Annotated in this window: 12 protein-coding genes and 1 other RNA gene; 11 read left to right on the forward strand and 2 right to left on the reverse strand. The window is 72.0% G+C overall.

Translation table 11 applies throughout. The features are described 5' to 3' along the window. The first annotated feature begins 12 nt into the window (after window positions 1-12). From AB0I04_RS36830 to ssrA, 4 genes are all read left to right on the forward strand, one after another. Complete coding sequence (locus AB0I04_RS36830) at window positions 13-1173, forward strand: S41 family peptidase (RefSeq protein WP_360895494.1); 1161 nt, start codon at window positions 13-15, stop codon at window positions 1171-1173. A 4-nt stretch (window positions 1174-1177) separates the two neighbouring features. After that, entirely contained in the window at window positions 1178-1651 is a 474-nt protein-coding gene (gene smpB, locus AB0I04_RS36835) for an SsrA-binding protein SmpB (RefSeq protein ID WP_360895497.1), read from the forward strand. Window positions 1652-1653: 2 nt separating this feature from the next. Then, window positions 1654-3510, forward strand: coding sequence for a penicillin-binding transpeptidase domain-containing protein (locus AB0I04_RS36840; protein WP_360895500.1), 1857 nt, complete (start codon window positions 1654-1656; stop codon window positions 3508-3510). A gap of 364 nt (window positions 3511-3874) precedes the next feature. Then, window positions 3875-4249: a transfer-messenger RNA gene (gene ssrA, locus AB0I04_RS36845) on the forward strand. Window positions 4250-4589: 340 nt separating this feature from the next. Here the strand turns inward: ssrA and AB0I04_RS36850 are convergent. Continuing rightward, on the reverse strand, window positions 4590-4946 hold the full coding sequence (locus AB0I04_RS36850) for a tetratricopeptide repeat protein (RefSeq protein ID WP_360895503.1): 357 nt from the start codon (window positions 4944-4946) through the stop codon (window positions 4590-4592). Window positions 4947-5124: 178 nt separating this feature from the next. Between AB0I04_RS36850 and AB0I04_RS36855 the strand changes: the two genes are divergently transcribed. Beyond that, complete coding sequence (locus AB0I04_RS36855; protein ID WP_360895505.1) at window positions 5125-5553, forward strand: hypothetical protein; 429 nt, start codon at window positions 5125-5127, stop codon at window positions 5551-5553. Window positions 5554-5597: 44 nt separating this feature from the next. On the opposite strand, the gene AB0I04_RS36860 is transcribed toward AB0I04_RS36855, so the two are convergent. After that, the gene (locus AB0I04_RS36860; protein ID WP_360895508.1) at window positions 5598-6089 is read right to left on the reverse strand and encodes a hypothetical protein; all 492 of its coding nucleotides are present in this window, start codon (window positions 6087-6089) and stop codon (window positions 5598-5600) included. 147 nt (window positions 6090-6236) lie between these two features. Between AB0I04_RS36860 and AB0I04_RS36865 the strand changes: the two genes are divergently transcribed. The 6 genes from AB0I04_RS36865 to AB0I04_RS36890 all read left to right on the forward strand — a co-directional run bounded on the left by AB0I04_RS36865 (window position 6237) and on the right by AB0I04_RS36890 (window position 16867). Continuing rightward, on the forward strand, window positions 6237-7601 hold the full coding sequence (locus tag AB0I04_RS36865; protein ID WP_360895510.1) for a deoxyribodipyrimidine photo-lyase: 1365 nt from the start codon (window positions 6237-6239) through the stop codon (window positions 7599-7601). A 3-nt stretch (window positions 7602-7604) separates the two neighbouring features. Next, on the forward strand, window positions 7605-9092 hold the full coding sequence (locus AB0I04_RS36870; protein WP_360895512.1) for an SDR family oxidoreductase: 1488 nt from the start codon (window positions 7605-7607) through the stop codon (window positions 9090-9092). 105 nt (window positions 9093-9197) lie between these two features. Further along, on the forward strand, window positions 9198-9980 hold the full coding sequence (locus AB0I04_RS36875; RefSeq protein ID WP_360895515.1) for an EI24 domain-containing protein: 783 nt from the start codon (window positions 9198-9200) through the stop codon (window positions 9978-9980). Window positions 9981-10082: 102 nt separating this feature from the next. Next, window positions 10083-12023, forward strand: coding sequence for a hypothetical protein (locus AB0I04_RS36880; protein ID WP_360895518.1), 1941 nt, complete (start codon window positions 10083-10085; stop codon window positions 12021-12023). Window positions 12024-12126: 103 nt separating this feature from the next. Further along, window positions 12127-14325, forward strand: a complete 2199-nt coding sequence (locus AB0I04_RS36885; RefSeq protein WP_360895521.1) for an acyl-CoA dehydrogenase — start codon at window positions 12127-12129, stop codon at window positions 14323-14325. Between the two features lie 25 nt (window positions 14326-14350). Next, window positions 14351-16867, forward strand: coding sequence for an acyl-CoA dehydrogenase (locus tag AB0I04_RS36890; RefSeq protein WP_360895524.1), 2517 nt, complete (start codon window positions 14351-14353; stop codon window positions 16865-16867). The last annotated feature ends 67 nt before the right edge of the window (window positions 16868-16934 follow it).

A 16934-nucleotide genomic window follows, 5' to 3' on the forward strand; every position in this document is an offset into this window, starting at 1 on the left:
TAGAATCCTGGCATGCCCAGGCTGACCGGTCGTGTGCTCCGCGGGGCGGCCGCCGTGGCCGCCCTCGCGTTCGCGTACGCCATGGGCGCCGGAGCGGACGGGACGGGTGCCCGCGCGCCCGTACGCCCGCAGCCTCGCCCGTACCGGACGGTCCGGCAGGCGGCGGCCGAGGTGGCCCGCGCCGCGCCGGACCCCGAGCGCGAGCGCGTCGCGGTCGAGAAGGTCCTGCGCCGCATGGGCGACCGGTGGGCGCGCTTCTACACCGCTGCGGAGTTCAGCGGCCTGGAGGACACGCTGAACGGCTGGTACAGCGGTGTCGGCCTGTGGCTGGAGAAGGCCGGTGAGGACGTCGAGATCGTCGGCGTGCAGCCCGGGTCGCCCGCCGAGCGCGCGGGCGTGCGCCCGGGCGACGTCATCGTGACGGTCGACGGCACTTCGACCCGGGACCTGACGGTCGCCACGGTCGCCGCCGCCCTGCGCGGGCAGCCCGCCACGAGCGTCGGCCTCGACGTGCGCCGTGACGGCGTCCCCCTGCGCTTCGCGCTGGTGCGCGCGGCCATGGCGTCGCACGACGTGAGCGCCTCCCTGACCCCCGACGGCGTGGTGGTCATCCGGATCGCGGCGTTCACGCGGGGGGTGGCCCAGGAGGTTCGCGCGGCGGTGGCGGGCCGCCCCGGGCACCGCGGCGGCGTCCTGCTGGACCTGCGGGACAACCCCGGCGGCCTGCTGGACGAGGCGGTCGACACCGCGTCCGTGTTCCTCTCGGGCGGCCTGGTGGTCACCTTCGAACGCACCGGAGCACCGCCGGAGCGGCTCCTCGCCGGTACGGGCGGGGACACGAGGGTCCCGCTCGTCGTCCTCGTCGACGGTGGGACGGCCAGCGCCGCCGAGATCGTCGCGGGCTCATTGCGGGATCGAGATCGCGCAGTGATCGTCGGATCGCGTACCTTCGGAAAGGGGTCGGTGCAGGAGCCGTTGCGGCTGGCCGACGGATCCGCGATCGAGACGACCGTAGGTCGATACCGGACTCCGAGTGGCCGTAACCTCGATGGGTCCGGGATCGATCCCGACGTCGCGGTCAACGCGAACCGCCCACCCCGGGAGGCCGAGCGGCGCGCGCTCACGGTCGTGCGCGGGCTGCTGGCCACCCTGCCGACGAAGGACCGAGGCTGAGTCATTGCCACGCGAAGAGGGACGCAAGTTGATCGCGCAGAACAAACGCGCGCGTCACGATTACCACATAGAGGACACCTACGAGGCGGGCCTCGTGCTCCGCGGCACCGAGGTGAAGTCGCTGCGCGCCGGGCGGGCCAACCTCACGGACGGGTACGCTCTGATCCGCGACGGAGAGGCCTGGCTCGAGGGAGTGCACATTCCCGAATACACGATGGGGACGTGGACCAACCACGCGGCGCGCCGTCCCCGCAAGCTTCTGCTGCACCGGCGAGAGATCGGCAAGCTGATCCATAAGACCAACGAGCCGGGTCATACGCTCATCCCGCTGTCCCTGTACTTCAAGGACGGCAAGGCGAAGGTCGAGATCGCGGTCGCGCGCGGCAAGCGCGAGTACGACAAGCGACAGGCCATCGCCAAGCGGGACGCCTCCCGGGAGATGGAACGCGCCCGCGCCGCACGGCTGCGGAGGCGCTGAGGGTGGGTATCCGACGGCTCCGGTCGACGGCCGCGCTGGCCGCGACCCTGCTGGTCACGACGACGACCGCCGGCTGCTTCGCCGAGCCCTCACCCCTGCCGGCCATCCGGAACTTCCTCGTGGCGTGGCAGAGCGGCAACTACGGGAACGCCGCGAAGCAGACCAACGGGGACCGCGCCGCGGTCGCGGCGGCGCTCGGCGCGGTTCCGTCCCAGCTGGACCTCGCGTCGCTGCACCTGGCGCTCGGTCGCGTACGGCAGAACGGCGAGGACGCGACGGCGCAGTTCGCGGTGAGCGTCGACCTGGGCGACGGCGGCTCGCCGTGGAGCTACGGCAGTTCGATGCGCCTGCACCGGACGAACGGTAAGTGGAAGGTCGCCTGGAGCCCGTCGATCATCCACCCGGACCTCGGCCAGGGCCAGCGGCTGGCCATCGTCACGGCCACGCCGCTGCGTCAGGCGATCCTCGACGACCGGGGCAGGACGTTGCTCAAGAAGACCAGAGTGGAGATCTTCGGAGTGACGCCCGGCCGGCTCGCCAACGTCGATCAGACCATCGGCCGGCTCGCCAAGATCACCCAGCTGGACAAGGACCGCGTGATCGCCCACGTACGGTCCGCGCCGCCACAGCAGTTCCTGCCGCTGGTCACCCTCCAATTCCCCGGCCAGGAGGCCGATGCCGCCCAGCTCCGGCAGGTCGCCGGCGTCGAGCGACTGTCCGGCAACAAAAGCGTCGCCCCGGCGGTCGCCGAGGAGATCGTGGGCAGGCTCGGTCCGGCCACGGCCGAACGCCTCCAGCAGGTCGGCGCCCCCTACCAGCCCGGCGATACGATCGGCGTCTCCGGGCTGCAGGTGCTCCAGCAGCGCAAGCTGGCCGGCACCCCGACCGTGCGGGTCGTCGCGCAGGATCCCTCAGGGGCCAACACCAAGACACTCTTCGAGGTCCGCGGTACTGAGAGCCAGTCGGTGAGCACGACGATCGACCGCAAGACGCAGAACGCCGCCGAGAACACCCTCAAGAGCCTGCGCTACCCGGCGTCGCTCGCCGCGATCGACCCGGCTACCGGCAACATCCTCGCCGCCGCGAACAACGCCGCCGCGCAGCGAAAGTACGGCGGGGCGCAGGGCGACGACTCTCCACAGGAGAACAGCGCGGCGCTGAACGGCCACTATCCGCCGGGGATGACGTTCAGCATCGTGACCACCCGGGCGCTCCTGCAGTACCCCAACCAGAAGATCACTTCCCCGCTGCGCTGCCTGCGAGGCACGCAGAACATCGACGGGCAGACGGTCAGCTACTCGGGCTCTGCGGGGAAGACGTTCCAGGCCAACTTCGCGGTGGGCTGCACGACGGCGTTCGCCTCGTTGTACCGCGCCATCGCACCCCAGGACCTGCCGACGAGCGCGGCCCGTTTCGGGATCGGCGCCCCATGGAGCCTGCCACTGCCATCATTCGCCGGTTCCGTGCCGACCCCGGCCAACGACGCCGAGCGGGTCGCCGAGATGATCGGCCAGGGCAAGATCGAGGTCAGTCCGCTGTCCATGGCGCTGGTCGCCGGTGCGGTCAGCAGCGGCACCTGGCGGCCACCGCAGCTCCTCAAGGACGCACCATCGCCGGTGCCGCCCAAGAACACGGACTCGTCGGACGCGATCCCGACCCTCCAGGGCCTCATGCAGCGCGCCGTGCGGGGCGGCGCCTCCAAGGCCACCGCGGGTGTCACCGCCACGGTGCCGTACGGCAACGGGCAGTCCGTCTCCTGGTTCGTCGGCTACCGGCAGGGCGTGGCCTTCGCGATCGCGGTGGAGGGCAAGGTCAAGGCGGACAGCCTGGCCGGGACGTTCCTGAGGGCCGCGACCTGACCGGAGACTGTCGACGCGGCGGTGACCGCTGTGACGGCTTTGTCATTTCTTGACTAAAGGGCCGCAACCAACCAGGCGCGACCGGGCGTCTTAACAAGTGACTGAGACACCGCTTGGGGGGTTGCGGACTCAGTCGCCGTGATGAGACCAGAGCCTCGTCTCGGGGGAGGCTCTGCCGTCCGGACCGGCCCGACCCTGCCGGTCACCCCCGTGGGTGTGCCTAGTCCACACCCACGGGGGTTCTCATCTTCTACGGATCTTTCGCCGGGGACGGCGTCCCGTCGGGAATCTCTTTGGCATCCGGAGCGTTGACGATGTACGGTCGACGCGACGGGTGCCTCGGTGCCCGGTTGACAACTCAAGAGGGGGTGACCGGTTTCGACTTCGGTATGTCGAGACATGGGGAAGCGGGCCGAGGGCTGCGGTTGTGACCTCGTAAATCCTGTGACCGCAAACGAACAAGTGCCAACTCTAAGCGCACTCAGTTCGCCCTTGCCGCCTGAGGTTAGGTAGCGAACTTGTCAGCCCGGGAGTGTCTCCGGCCCGGGACCTGGCATCGCTAGGAGACTCAACCTGCCGCTCCGGCCACGGGAGCGACGGGGAAACCTAACAGTGGCTGAGCCTGTCGGCGACACGCCTGCGTGAGCGCCGGGGCTGAGAAAACGACTAGCAGGCTGCGCCCGGAGAAGCCCTGTCTTGGTACTGAAGGACGCGGGTTCGATTCCCGCCACCTCCACGAGGCGGGCCTGTGTGCTCGGCGGCCTTTGGCCGCCTTCGCCATGGCCCGCTATGTCTTTCGGGGGGACGACCCCCCGAACCCCCCGGTGTGCGGCTTCGCCGCACCCGGGGTTGCTGTTTTCTTGGGGCCGTGTGCTCGATGGCCTTCGGCCATCCTTGCCGCGGACCGCTTCGGCTTTTGGCCCTGAGTCCCCTGGTGTGCGGCTTTGCCGCGTGTTCGGGGGTTGTTGTTTCTTGCGGGTCTTTGCTCGTCGGTCCTCGGGGCGATGTGCCGGGCCCGCTTTGTGCTTCTCGAGAGCCGTTGCCCTGAGGCTCAGGGCAACGGCTCTTTGTCTCTGTGGTCAGTCGGCCAGGTTGGCGGCGGTTACGGAGAGGTCGGCCTTTTCCGCGGGGGCGGTGCCCATGGCGGCGGCCAGTTTGCGGTAGCGCTGGGCCTCGTCGGGGCGGCTGCGACGCTCCAGGGTGCGGGCCAGGGCCTCGTAGGCCCAGCCGTTCGTGGGGTCAAGGTCGATCAGCTGCCGGAACGTCTGCTCGGCGCGGCCGAGCTGGGCGCTGTGGAAGTACGCTCGGCCGAGCAACTCCACCGCCGCCCGGTTGGCCGGGTCGCGCTCGACGATCGGGGCGAGGATGCGGCCGGCTCCGGCGTAGTCCTTCGCGTCGAAGAACAGGCATCCGCGCTGGTAGTCCTCGTACGTCATGGTTCCTCCGTCGACGGCACCCCCTTGACGGGGTGCCTGACGCGGCAACACCGGCAGCGGTCGGTCTGTTCCCGGAGAGACGCCGTCGGGACTTTGGGTTCATTGCGGTTCTTGGCATGATCCGCGAGACTCGGTGATCATTTTCGCTGGCTCGAAGTGAGGGCTTGTGTCGGGACTGATGTCTGAGCCACTGCCTGATGTGGCGGGCACCGTGGCCGAGTTCGTCGCCGGGCTCCGGTGCCTGAAGGCATGGACCGGCCTCTCGTATCGAGAGCTCGAGAAGCGGGCGGCGCTCGTGGGAGACGCCCTGCCGCACAGCACCGTCGCGTCGTCGCTGAGCCGGGACCGGCTGCCGCGCGAAGAAGTGGTGAAGGCGTTCGCCCGGGCGTGCGGCTGCTCACCGCAGACCGTCGACGCGTGGGTCGCCCGACGTAGGCACCTCGTGCTGCTCGCCGAGTCGGGGACCGCCTCGACCGTGGCGCGGAAGGCGTCCGTACGGGGCTCGCGGGTCACCAAGCGGCATCTGGTCACGGCCGGGGGTGTCGTGGCCGCGGCCGCCGTCGGGGCGGCGCTCACGCTGACCGCGTTGGGGCGGTGGCGTTCCTGATGGGCGTCCGGCCCGCGTGAGGCGGGCCGGACCAGGGGGCGTCGTCAGGGGCGGACGGCGACGTGCACGTGGTCCCGGTGGCACACGGTGACGCCGGAGCCCTTCTTGCAGTTCTTGTCCTTGTGGCCGCGCCAGTTGCCGTTGGGCGAGTAGATGATGCCCTGCCAGATGATGTGGTCGATGGAGTAGGCGCCGTGGTGGTTCACCAGCCACTTGACCATCTTGTAGCCGTCGGCCCGGTTGTCGCCCGTGGCCGTACGGCCGATCTTTCCGTAGACGAGGTCGCAGGCGCGCCCCTGCGGGTGGTAGGGGAGCGGGTCCGGGTGCTTACAGCCCTGCGAGTCCCAGTGGTAGTGGCCCTTGCTCGAGGCGCTGCTCGCCGCCTTGTACAGCTTGCACATCTTCGCGGTGACCTTCCCCGCGGAGCCGCAGCCGACCAGCTGGGCGCTCGCCGCCTGGGCCGTGCCGGCCGTCGCGGCGAAGAGGGTCACGGTGACGCCCGCGGAGGCGAGCAGGGCGGGGATTCTGGTTCTCATTGGCACCTTCCTGGCGATGTCTGGGGGACCTCGCGGCCAGAAGTTACGGATGTGACCGCCAGGGTGGAAGATCATTTACTGTCCAGGACAGTCCGGGACGGATGCTCTCTTGGCTGTCGAGGAGCATTGGGCGGTCCCGGAGCGGGCATGCCGACAGTGATGTCCGTCGCGATCTGCCTGTTCACCGCCGACCTCCGGGTGCGGGACAACCCGGTGCTGCGTGCGGCACTGCGGGCGGATGAGGTGGTGCCGCTGTTCGTCGTGGACGATGGTGTGCACGCGTCGGGGTTCGTGACGCCGAACCGGGCGGCGTTCCTCGCAGACTGCCTCGCGGACCTGGACGGCGCTCTTCGGGCACGGGGCGGCCGTCTCGTCGTACGGCATGGGGACGTCGTCCGCGAGGTCGTCGCGGTGGCGGAGGAGACCGGCGCGGGCGAGGTGCACCTGGCGCGGGACGTCAGCGCGTTCGCCCAGCGACGCGAGGCCGGGCTGCGCCGGCTGATGAGCGGGCGGGTGCGCGTCCATGATTCGGTCCACGTTGTTCCGGCGGGGGCTGTGACTCCGGCGGGGCGAGGGCACTTCGCGGTCTTCGGTCCCTACTTCCGGCGGTGGAGCGGGGTTCGGATCCGGGAGCCGCTCGCCGACCCGGACCAGGTGACCGTCCCGCTCGTACGGTCCGAGCGTCTCCCGGAGCGGGCCGATCTCGCCGGCGGTGAGCCGTCGCCCGTCCTGCCTCGGGGCGGGGAGGAGGCGGCGCGGCGGCGTGCGGAGGACTGGCTCGGCGGGCCGATCGTCCGGTACGCCGACCTGCACGACGATCTGGCCGCCGACGGCACGTCGCGCCTGTCGCCGTACCTTCACTTCGGTTGCCTGTCCGCCGTCGAACTGGTGCATCGGGCCAGGGCGATGGGCGGCCCCGGCGCCGAGGCGTTCATTCGGCAGCTCGCCTGGCGGGACTTCCATCGGCAGCTGCTCGCGGACCGGCCGGGCGCGGCGCACGACGACTACCGGCCCCGAGGTGACCGTTGGCGCACCGACGACGCGCTGGTGGCGGCGTGGCGGCAGGGACGCACCGGGTATCCGCTGGTCGACGCGGCGATGCGGCAGCTGGCGGCGGAGGGCTGGATGCACAACCGCGGGCGGCTGGTCACCGCGAGCTTCCTGGCCAAGACGCTGTACGTCGACTGGCGGGTCGGCGCGTGGCACTTCCTCGACCTGCTGGTCGACGGGGATGTCGCGAACAACCAGCTGAACTGGCAGTGGGTGGCCGGGACCGGCGCCTCCACCCGGCCGAACCAGGTGCTCGATCCGCTTGCGCAGGCGCGGCGGTTCGACCCGCGCGGTGACTATGTGCGGCGGTGGATACCGGAGCTCGCGCCGATCGAGGGGGCCGCCGTCCATCGGCCGTGGCTTCTGCCCGCGGAGGTCCGCCGACGTCTGAACTACCCCGATCCCATCGTCGACCTGGCCGAGCGCCGGGAGCGGTTCCATCGCGCGCGGAGCGGAGGCTGAGTGGTGCGAGGTCGGGACCGGGGGCTGTGCCTGGTGACCGGAGCGACGGGGTACATCGGCGGCCGGCTGGTGCCCGAACTGCTCGACGCCGGGTACCGCGTCCGCTGTCTCGCCCGTTCTCCGGGACGGTTGCGCGCCCAGCCGTGGATCGGACGGGTGGAGGTGGTCCGCGCGGACGTCGCCGACGCCGCCGCGGTCCGCCGGGCCCTCGACGGTGTGAGGGTGGCGTACTACCTGGTGCACGCACTGGTCCGCGGGCGGGGATTCCCCGAGGAGGACCGGCGGGCGGCGCGGACGTTCGCGGCCGCGGTCCTGGACGCGGGTGTCGGCCGGATCGTCTACCTCGGAGGGCTGGGACCGCTCGGTCCGGACGTATCGGAGCACCTGCGGTCCCGGGCGGAGGTCGGCTCGATCCTGCTGGCCTCCGGTGTGCCGACGGCCGTGCTGCGCGCCGCGGTGGTGGTCGGCTCCGGCTCGGCGTCGTTCGAGATGATGCGGTACCTCACCGAACGGCTCCCGGTGATGGTCACCCCCCGTTGGGTCCATACCCGCACGCAGCCGATCGCCGTGGGCGACGTGCTCTGGTACCTCGTCGGCTGCGCGGAACTGCCCTCCTCGGTCAACCGGGCTTTCGACATCGGTGGCCCGGACGTGCTGACGTACGAGGAGATGATGCGGCGATACGCGGCGGTCGCCGGGCTGCCGCGGCGTGTCGTCGTACCGGTCCCCGTACTGTCGGCCCGGTTGTCCAGTCTGTGGGTCGGCCTGGTGACGCCCGTCCCCGGTCGTCTGGCCCGGCCTCTGGCGGAGTCCCAGCGCCACGAGGTGGTGTGCCGCGAGCATGACATCGCCCGGTTCGTGCCTGACCCGCCGGGCGGGCTCACCGAGTTCGACGAGGCGGTGCGCCTGGCGCTGCGGTGCGTCCGCGATGTCCGCGTCTCCCGGGCGTCCGCGCCCGGCGACCCGTCGCCGGGCGACCCCGCCTGGGCCGGCGGCACTCTCTGCGCCGACGTCAGGGAGTGTCCGGTCGCGGCCCCTCCCGAGGCGCTGTGGCGGGTCATCGAGGGCATCGGCGGCGCTGCCGGGTGGTACTCCTGGTCGGCGGCCTGGGCGGTCAGAGGCGGCATCGATCGGCTGTTCGGTGGAGTCGGCATGCGCCGTGGACGACGCGAACCGCACCGGCTGCGCGTCGGCGACGCCGTGGACTTCTGGCGTGTGGAGGAGATCCTCCCGGGAAAGCTGCTGCGCCTGCGCGCGGAAATGCGACTGCCGGGGCTCGCCTGGCTGGAGTTGGCGATCGAGGCGCGACGGGGCCGCACCTGGCTCCGGCAGCGCGTGCTGTTCCGCCCTCGCGGCTTCGTCGGGCTCCTCTACTGGTGGGCGAGCCGCCCGTTCCACGGGGTCGTCTTCGGCGGGATGCGGCGGGGCGTACGCCGCGCGGCCGAGCGGGAGGCCGCACGGGTCGGCGGGCGAGCGGTACGTGTGCGATGAGGACGGTGGCGGAGCGCGTGTGATGTGGCGGGTCAGCGGACGCGTGCGGTCGGACGGCTGCGTGTTCCGCGACGTCGCACCATGATCGGGCTTTAATGTGGGCGCGTGCGAGATTTGGTGGACGGAGTCCGGTATTTCCTGCGGGGGATGGGGTGGGTCGCGCGGCGGCCCCGGCAGTGGCTGTTCGGTCTGATCCCGGCCCTCATCGTCCTCGTCGCCTACGTCGTGGCCCTGGTCTTCCTGGCGCGCTACGACTGGGACCTGGCGAAGGCCATGAGCCCGTTCGCCGACCACTGGTCGAAGGGCCTCCGCGACGCCACCCGCGGGCTGATCGCCGTTCTCGTCTTCGGGGCCGCGGTCATGATCGCGGTCGTCACGTTCACGGCCGTCACGCTGATCGTCGGCGATCCCTTCTACGAGAGCCTCTCCGGGCGGGTGGAGGAGAGCGCGGGCGGGCGTCCTCCCGAGGCGCGGGTCTCGCTGTTGCGGCAGCTCGCGCGCGCCATCGTCGACGCGATCGTCGTCGGGTCGGTGACCGCGCTGTTCGCGGTGCTGTTCTTCGCTCTGGGCTTCGTGCCGGCGATCGGGCAGACCGTCGTCCCCGTCGTCGCGGCGTTCGTGTCGGGCTATTTCCTTACGTTCGAGTTGACGTCGATCCCGCTGGAGCGGCGCGGCATACGGCGGCGGGAGCGCTTCGCGCTGCTGCGCCGCGACAAGTGGTTGGTCCTGGGGTTCGGCGTCACGGTCTTTGTGGTGTTCCTCATCCCGCTCGGAGCGGTGTTGACCATGCCTGGAGCGGTGGCGGGCGGTACTCTCCTCGCGCGCGAAAGACTTGCCCGACCGGCGATTCCGCCGGATCAAGGGGCTTTGACCGAGAACGTCGCGTGAGAGAGATGTCACGTTCCCGCCACGCCATGGCTAACAAGCTGTGGCCGTAGCGTAATTACCGGTCGAGGCGAAAATAGTTGATCTTCACGTAACCTGTGCGGCATGTCTGATCAGGGGAGCGCCGGGCAGTGGCGTCCGGCGAGCAGCCAAAGCGGCCCGTACTCCGAACCGGATGAGCCGACAGGCCCGCTTCCCGCGGTCAGCGGACAGGACGCCGCACCCTCGGGTTTCCCTCCCGTGAGCGGTCAGCCCGGTTCCTGGTCCGCGGATGATGACGCGCCGACGGGCGGGTTCCCCAGTGTCTCGACGCCGCCGGAGCCCGAGGAGACGGGGCGCCGCGAGCGTGCGCCGTTCGAGCCCGCCGACCCGCGGCGCGGGTCGGCCGCCGGTCCGTCGGCGTCCGCCGAGCCGGGTGAGCCGAACGGGTTCGGCCCGTCCGCGGAGTCCGGCGGGTTCGACCCGTCCCCTGAGACCGGCTGGTCCGGCGGGTTCGGCTCGTTCACCGAGCCGGCGGCCGGGTTCGGTCCGGCCGGGGAGTCCGCCGCGGGCGCGTCCGAGCAGGGTCCGTCGTTCCCTGCCGGGAACTCGTTCGGGACCGAGGCGCACGCCGCCCCCGAGCCCTACGTCGAGCCGACCACGGCGTTCGAGTCGGTGACGCCGCCGGAGGAGGAGACGCCGTCGAGTCCGTTCGGCCCTGCCGCGACGGCGGAGTTCTCCTCCGACGCCGCGCTGCCGGCCCCCTCCGGCTCGACACCGCCGTTCGGTTCGGAGGCCCCGCGCGTCGATCCGTACGACGCGCGCGACGCCTCGTACGGGTACGAGGTGTCGGATCCGTCGTTCGCGTCCGGGCCGTCCCACCCGGGGCGGGACACGGTCGCCGGATTCCCGGAGACGGCGAGTCCCGGTATGGACTCCGGGCCTCAGCCGTTCTCGTTCGAGTCGCTGCTCGCCCCGGGCGAGGGCACCCCCGGCGCGGTCGCGCCGAACGGTCAGGCGGCGTACGACGGCGCGCCCGCGCCGCAGTCGTTCCACGCTCCGGGTGGGGAGCCGGCGGCCCCGCCGCCTCCAGCGGACCGGCGCGTGTCGGCCGAGGAGCAGGACGCGGAGAACGACTTCTTCGCCCAGGACGGCCACCCGCCGATGTGGGACAAGGTGGTGGCGCCGTCCGGCCCGCCGCCGCAGCCCGGCAAGCCGAGCAGCGGCAACCTGCGGCTGCCGGACTGGATGCGCGACGAGGGGAACGCCGGTGGCGGTGGGGGTCTGACCGCTCCGCCGCCTAGCGACGACTTCGAGGAGGAGGGTCGCACGAAGCGGCGGCTGTTCGCCGGGCTGGGCGTGCTCGTCGTCGGCGTCGTCGCGGCGACGGGCGCCTACTTCATCAAGGCGCGCGGGGGTTCGGACGCCACCGCCCACTCCGCCGTCCCGAGCCATTCGGCGAAGACGCCGCCGAAGAGCGGCGGGCAGGCGACGAACCCGGAGCCGGAGAAGCCGCTCGCGCAGTTCAAGGGCGACCACACCAAGCCGGTGGGCCACATCAGCGACCCGCGGGCCGGGCTTTCGTACCCGAAGCTCGGCAAGCCCTGGCAGATGCAGACGCAGAAGAGCGCCATGGCCGAGCTCGGGTTCAGCGCCGGCCAGTTCGCCGTGACCGAGAAGGCCGGAAACCAGCCGAAGCGCTGGGGCCGGCTGATGAGCGGGCAGCTGGGCGGCGCGGACAAGAACGCCTACGACGGGCCGGGGTCGGAGCGAACCGCCGCCACGCAGGCGGCCGACACCTACGAGGCGCGGATGTACGGCTACAAGCACAAGAAGAAGGTGCTGGCCTCCCAGCCGCTCGACGTCGACGGGCACAAGGGATGGCTGGTCGGCTACTACCTGACGTTCCACCGTCCGGGCGTGAAGGCCACCGGGGAGATCTTCACGGTCGCCCTTGTGGACACGGGCAAGAAGACGCCGGGGCTGGTGCTCATGACGGTGCCGAACACCGACAAGAAGCTGTGGCCGGACGTGAACTTCGTGATGCGCTCCATCAAGGTGGTGTGATCCGGGCCTCGGTCCCCGAAAGCCATACCGAATCCCATTCCAATCGGCGTCGGCGGCGATCTAAGGTAGGCCGCAACAGGATGCCGGCGAATGGGGTGGGGACATGGCCATCGGGCTGACCGAGGAGCACGAGGCGCTCGCCGACGCGGTGCGCGGGTGGGCAGAGCGCAACGCGTCCGTGGACGTCGTACGCGCGACGCTCGACGCCGAGAAGGAGGCCCGCCCCGCCTTCTGGGCCGGTCTGGCCGAGCAGGGCCTCCTCGGCCTCCATGTGCCCGAGGAGTACGGCGGGCAGGGCGCCGGCCTGCTGGAGCTCGCGGTCGCGCTGGAGGAGCTCGGCAGGGCCGTCGTCCCCGGCCCCTTCCTGCCGACGGTGCTGGCCAGTGCCGCGCTGCTGCGCGCCGAGCAGGCGATCAAGTCCCACGCCGAGCTGCTCCCGGGCCTGGCCGACGGCTCTCTGACCGGCGCCCTGTCCCTGGCGGGCGGCTTCACCGGCCACCGCGCGGACGGCGGCTTGACGATCAGCGGTACGGCCGAGCCGGTGCTGGGCGCCGGGCTCGCCGACGTCATCGTGCTCCCGGTGACCACTGACGACGGCGAGGAGTGGGTGGCCGTCGACGCCGCCCGGCTCACTGTCACACCGGTCAAGAGCCTGGACCGTACTCGCCGCATCGCCCGCGTGTCCGCCGACGGCGTCACCGTCCCGGCCGACCGGATCCTGACCGGCCTCACCGGCCCGGAGGTCCTCGACCTGGCCGCGCTGCTCCTCGGCGCCGAGGCCGCCGGTCTCGCCGACTGGTGCGTGACCACCGCCGCGGAGTACGCCAAGGTGCGCGTGCAGTTCGGTCGGCCGATCGGGCAGTTCCAGGGCGTCAAGCACAAGTGCGCCCGGATGCTGATCGAGCTGGAGAAGGCCCGCGCCGCCGTATGGGACGCCGCCCGCGCCTCCGACGACGCCGCGGACGAGTCCGCCTTCGCGGCCGGGGTCGCGGCCGCCGTCGCGCCCGACGCCGCGCTGCGCTGCGCCCGCGACTGCATCCAGGTGCTCGGCGGCATCGGCTTCACGTGGGAGCACGAGGCCCACCTCTACCTGCGCCGCGCCTCGACGCTGCGAGCGCTGCTCGGCTCGGGCAAGGAGTGGGCCGGTTCGGTCGCGCGACTGGCGCTCGACGGCGTGCGCCGCGCGGTCGAGGTCGAGCTGGACGAGGACACCGAGCCGCTGCGCAACCGCATCCGCGCGGAGGTCGAGCAGCTCGCCGCGATCACCGACGACCGGGAGCGGCACGCGAAGATGGGCGACGAGGGCTGGGTGTTCCCGCACCTGCCCCGCCCGTGGGGCAAGGCCGCGTCCCCGATGGAGCAGGTGCTCATCCTGCAGGAGCTGCGCGCCGCGAAGGTGAAGGGCCCGCAGCTCGCCATCGGCGCGTGGGTGGTGCCGTCTCTGGTGACGTACGGCACGGCGGAGCAGCAGGAGCGGTGGCTCGCGCCGACGCTGCGCGGTGAGCTGGTGTGGTGCCAGCTGTTCAGCGAGCCCGGCGCGGGCTCCGACCTCGCCTCGCTGCAGATGCGCGCCGAGCGGGTCGAGGGCGGCTGGCGGCTCACCGGCCAGAAGATCTGGACGTCCATCGCCCAGCGCGCCGAGTGGGCGATCTGCGTCGCCCGTACCTCGGTCGAGCCGAAGAAGCACGACGGCATCACCTACTTCGTCGTCGACATGAAGGCCGAGGGCGTCGACGTACGGCCGCTGCGGGAGCTGACCGGCGACGCGATGTTCAACGAGGTGTTCCTCGACGGGGTGTTCGTGCCCGACGACCAGGTCGTCGGCGAGGTCGGCGGCGGCTGGAAGGTCGCCCGCAACACCCTCAGCAACGAGCGGGTCCAGCTGTCCAGCAGTCAGGGTCTCGGCGCGGGGACCAAGGAGCTGCTGGGCTTCTTCCAGGGCAAGGACCTCGACCCGGTCGGCCTCGCCGAGCTGGGCGGGCTGCTGTGCCAGGGCCAGGCCATCGACCTGCTCGGCCTGCGCCTCACGCTGAAACAGATCTCCGGGGCCGAGCCGGGCGCCGAGGCGAGCGTCCGCAAGCTGCTCGGAGTGCAGTACAACCAGGAGGTCGCCGACTTCATCTGGGAGGCGCAGGGCGCGGTCGCCGCGGAGGAGGAACCGGGCCAGGCCACCAACATCTGGGCCCGCTACATGCTGTTCAGCCGGTCGATGACCATCTACGGCGGCACCACCGAGGTCCAGCTCAACGTCATCGCCGAACGCCTGCTCGGCCTGCCCCGCGACCCGGAGCCCGGCAAGTAGGACTGGGACGACGGGGGAGCGGCGCATGGGGATCGGACTGACCGAGGAGCATGAGGAACTGGCCGCGACCGTGCGTCGCTTCACCGCGCGGCACGTGCCCCGCACGGTGGTGCGGGCCGCCGTGGCGGACGCGGGGGTGGTGGGGCGAAGCCACGGGGGTGGGAAACAGGCGGTGGTGGGGCGGAGCCACGGGGGTGGGAAACAGGCGGTGGTGGGGCGGAGCCGCGAGGGTGGAGAACAGGCGGCGGTGGGGCGAAGCCACGAGGGTGGAGAACAGGCGGTACGCGCGTCGCGGCCCGGCTTCTGGCCGGAGCTGGCGGCGCAGGGGCTGCTCGCCCTGCACCTGCCGGAGGAGTACGGCGGGCAGGGTTTCTCTCTGCTGGAGCTCGCGGTGGCCGTCGAGGAGATGGGGCGGGCACTGGCACCGGGACCGTACGTTCCGACCGTGCTGGCGAGCGCGGTCATCGCCGCGGCCGACGCGCCCAAGGACGTGCTGCGCGGCCTGGCCGAGGGCACGGTGACCGGCGCGGTCTGCCTGGCCGCCGGGCTGACCGGCCGACGCGACGGCGAGGCCCTGGTGGTGGACGGCGCCGCCGGCCCGATCCCCGGCGGGCTCGCCGCGGATCTCATCGTCGCCCCGGTCGCCGTCGACGACGGCACCGAGGAATGGGCGGTGCTGTACCCGCTGGAAGGCGGTATCGAGGCGCTGTGCGGCGTCGACGTGGTCTCCGGAGCGGCGCGCGTCATGCCGGGCGGCGTGACGGTGCCCCCGCACCGGCGGCTGGCGGGGCTGACCCGGCCGGACGTCCTGGCCCTCGCCGCGGTGGTGCTCGGCGCCGAGGCGTGCGGGGTGGCCGGGTGGGCGGTCGAGGCGGCGGCGTCGTACGCCCGGTCGCGTGAGCAGTTCGGCCGGCCGATCGGGCAGTTCCAGGGCGTCAAGCACAAGTGCGCCCGGATGCTGATCGAGCTGGAGAAGGCCCGCGCCGCCGTGTGGGACGCCGCGCAGGCCGTCGCCGCCGGAGAGCAGGTCCCGTACGCGACCGGGGTCGCCGCCCTCGTCGCCCCGGACGCGGCCGTCGCCTGCGCCGAGGACTGCATCCAGGTGCACGGCGGCATCGGGTACACCTTCGAGCACGACGCCCACCTGTACTACCGGCGCGCGCTGGCGCTGCGGGCCGTCCTGGGCCGCGCGGCGCGGTGGCGGGAGTCGATCGCCGGGCTCGCCCTCGCGGGAACGACCCGGGAACGTGAGCTCGACCTGCCGCCCGAGGCCGAGCCGCTGCGGCGGGAGATCCACGCGCGCGTGGCCGAGCTCGCCGCCCTCGGCGAGCGGGAGCGTGTGACGGAACTGGCCGCCGGCGGCTGGGTGCAGCCGTACCTGCCGCGCCCATGGGGCCGGGCCGCCTCTCCGCTCGAACAGGTCGTCATCCACCAGGAGCTGCGGGCCGCCTCGATCCAGGGGCCGCAGCTGGGCATCGGCGCGTGGGTCGTGCCGTCGCTGGCCGTGTACGGCACGCCCGAGCAGCAGGAGCGCTTCCTGCCCGCGACACTGCGGGGCGAGATCGTGTGGTGCCAGCTGTTCAGCGAGCCGGGGGCAGGCTCGGACCTGGCCGGCCTGCGTACCCGCGCCGAACGGGTGGAGGGGGTGGCGGGGCGCAGCCACGGGGGTGGAGAGCAGGGCGTGGTAGGGCGCAGCCACGAGGGTGGAGAGCAGGGCGTGGCGGGACGCAGCCACGGGGGCGGAAAGCCGGGGCGCAGCCACGGAAGTGGAGAACAGGGCGTGGTGGGGCGCGGCCACGGAGGTGAAGGGCAGAGCGGCTGGCGGCTGTCGGGGCAGAAGATCTGGACCTCCCTCGCCCAGTACGCCCAGTGGGGGATCTGCGTCGCCCGCACCGACCCGGGGGCGCCGAAACGGGACGGCATCACCTACTTCCTGGTCGACATGGCGTCTCCGGGCGTCCAGGTACGGCCGCTGAAGGACCTGACCGGCGCGGAGGTCTTCAACGAGGTGTTCCTCGACGAGGTGTTCGTGCCCGACTCCCTCGTCGTCGGCACGGTCAACGCCGGCTGGCAGGTGGCGCGGGTGACGCTCACCGCCGAACGCGTCAACCTGTCGACCGGCTGGCAGCTCGGCGCGGACCTGCCCCGGCTGCTGGACCTGGTCGGCGACCTCGGCCTCACCGACGATCCGGTCGTCCGTGACGGCCTCGGCGGGCTGGTCGCCGACGCGCACGTGTTCGCGCTGCTCGGCCTGCGCGCCACCCTCAAGCGGCTGTCGGGCGTGGACGCCGGCGCGACCGCGAACGTCAGCAAGCTCGTCGGCATGGAGCACGGCCAGCGGATCACCGAGTACGGCTTCGGGCTGCTGGACGCCGACGGCGCGCTGACCGGGCCGAGCGGCGCGGGGCCGCGCGCGGAGTGGACCCGGCTCCTGCTGGCCTCCCGGGCCATGACCATCGGCGGAGGTACCACCGAGGTCAACCTCAACGTCATCGCCGAACGACTCCTCGGGCTGCCCCGGGACCCCGAACCGGGACATTAGGGGTTGCCGAGACCAGAGTCGATAGAGCCCGTGTCCGGCACGTGCAGACGTGGCGGGTGTTCGGGTC

The organism is Actinoallomurus sp. NPDC050550 (assembly GCF_040655075.1).
In the GTDB taxonomy this organism is placed as follows: Bacteria; Actinomycetota; Actinomycetes; order Streptosporangiales; family Streptosporangiaceae; genus Actinoallomurus.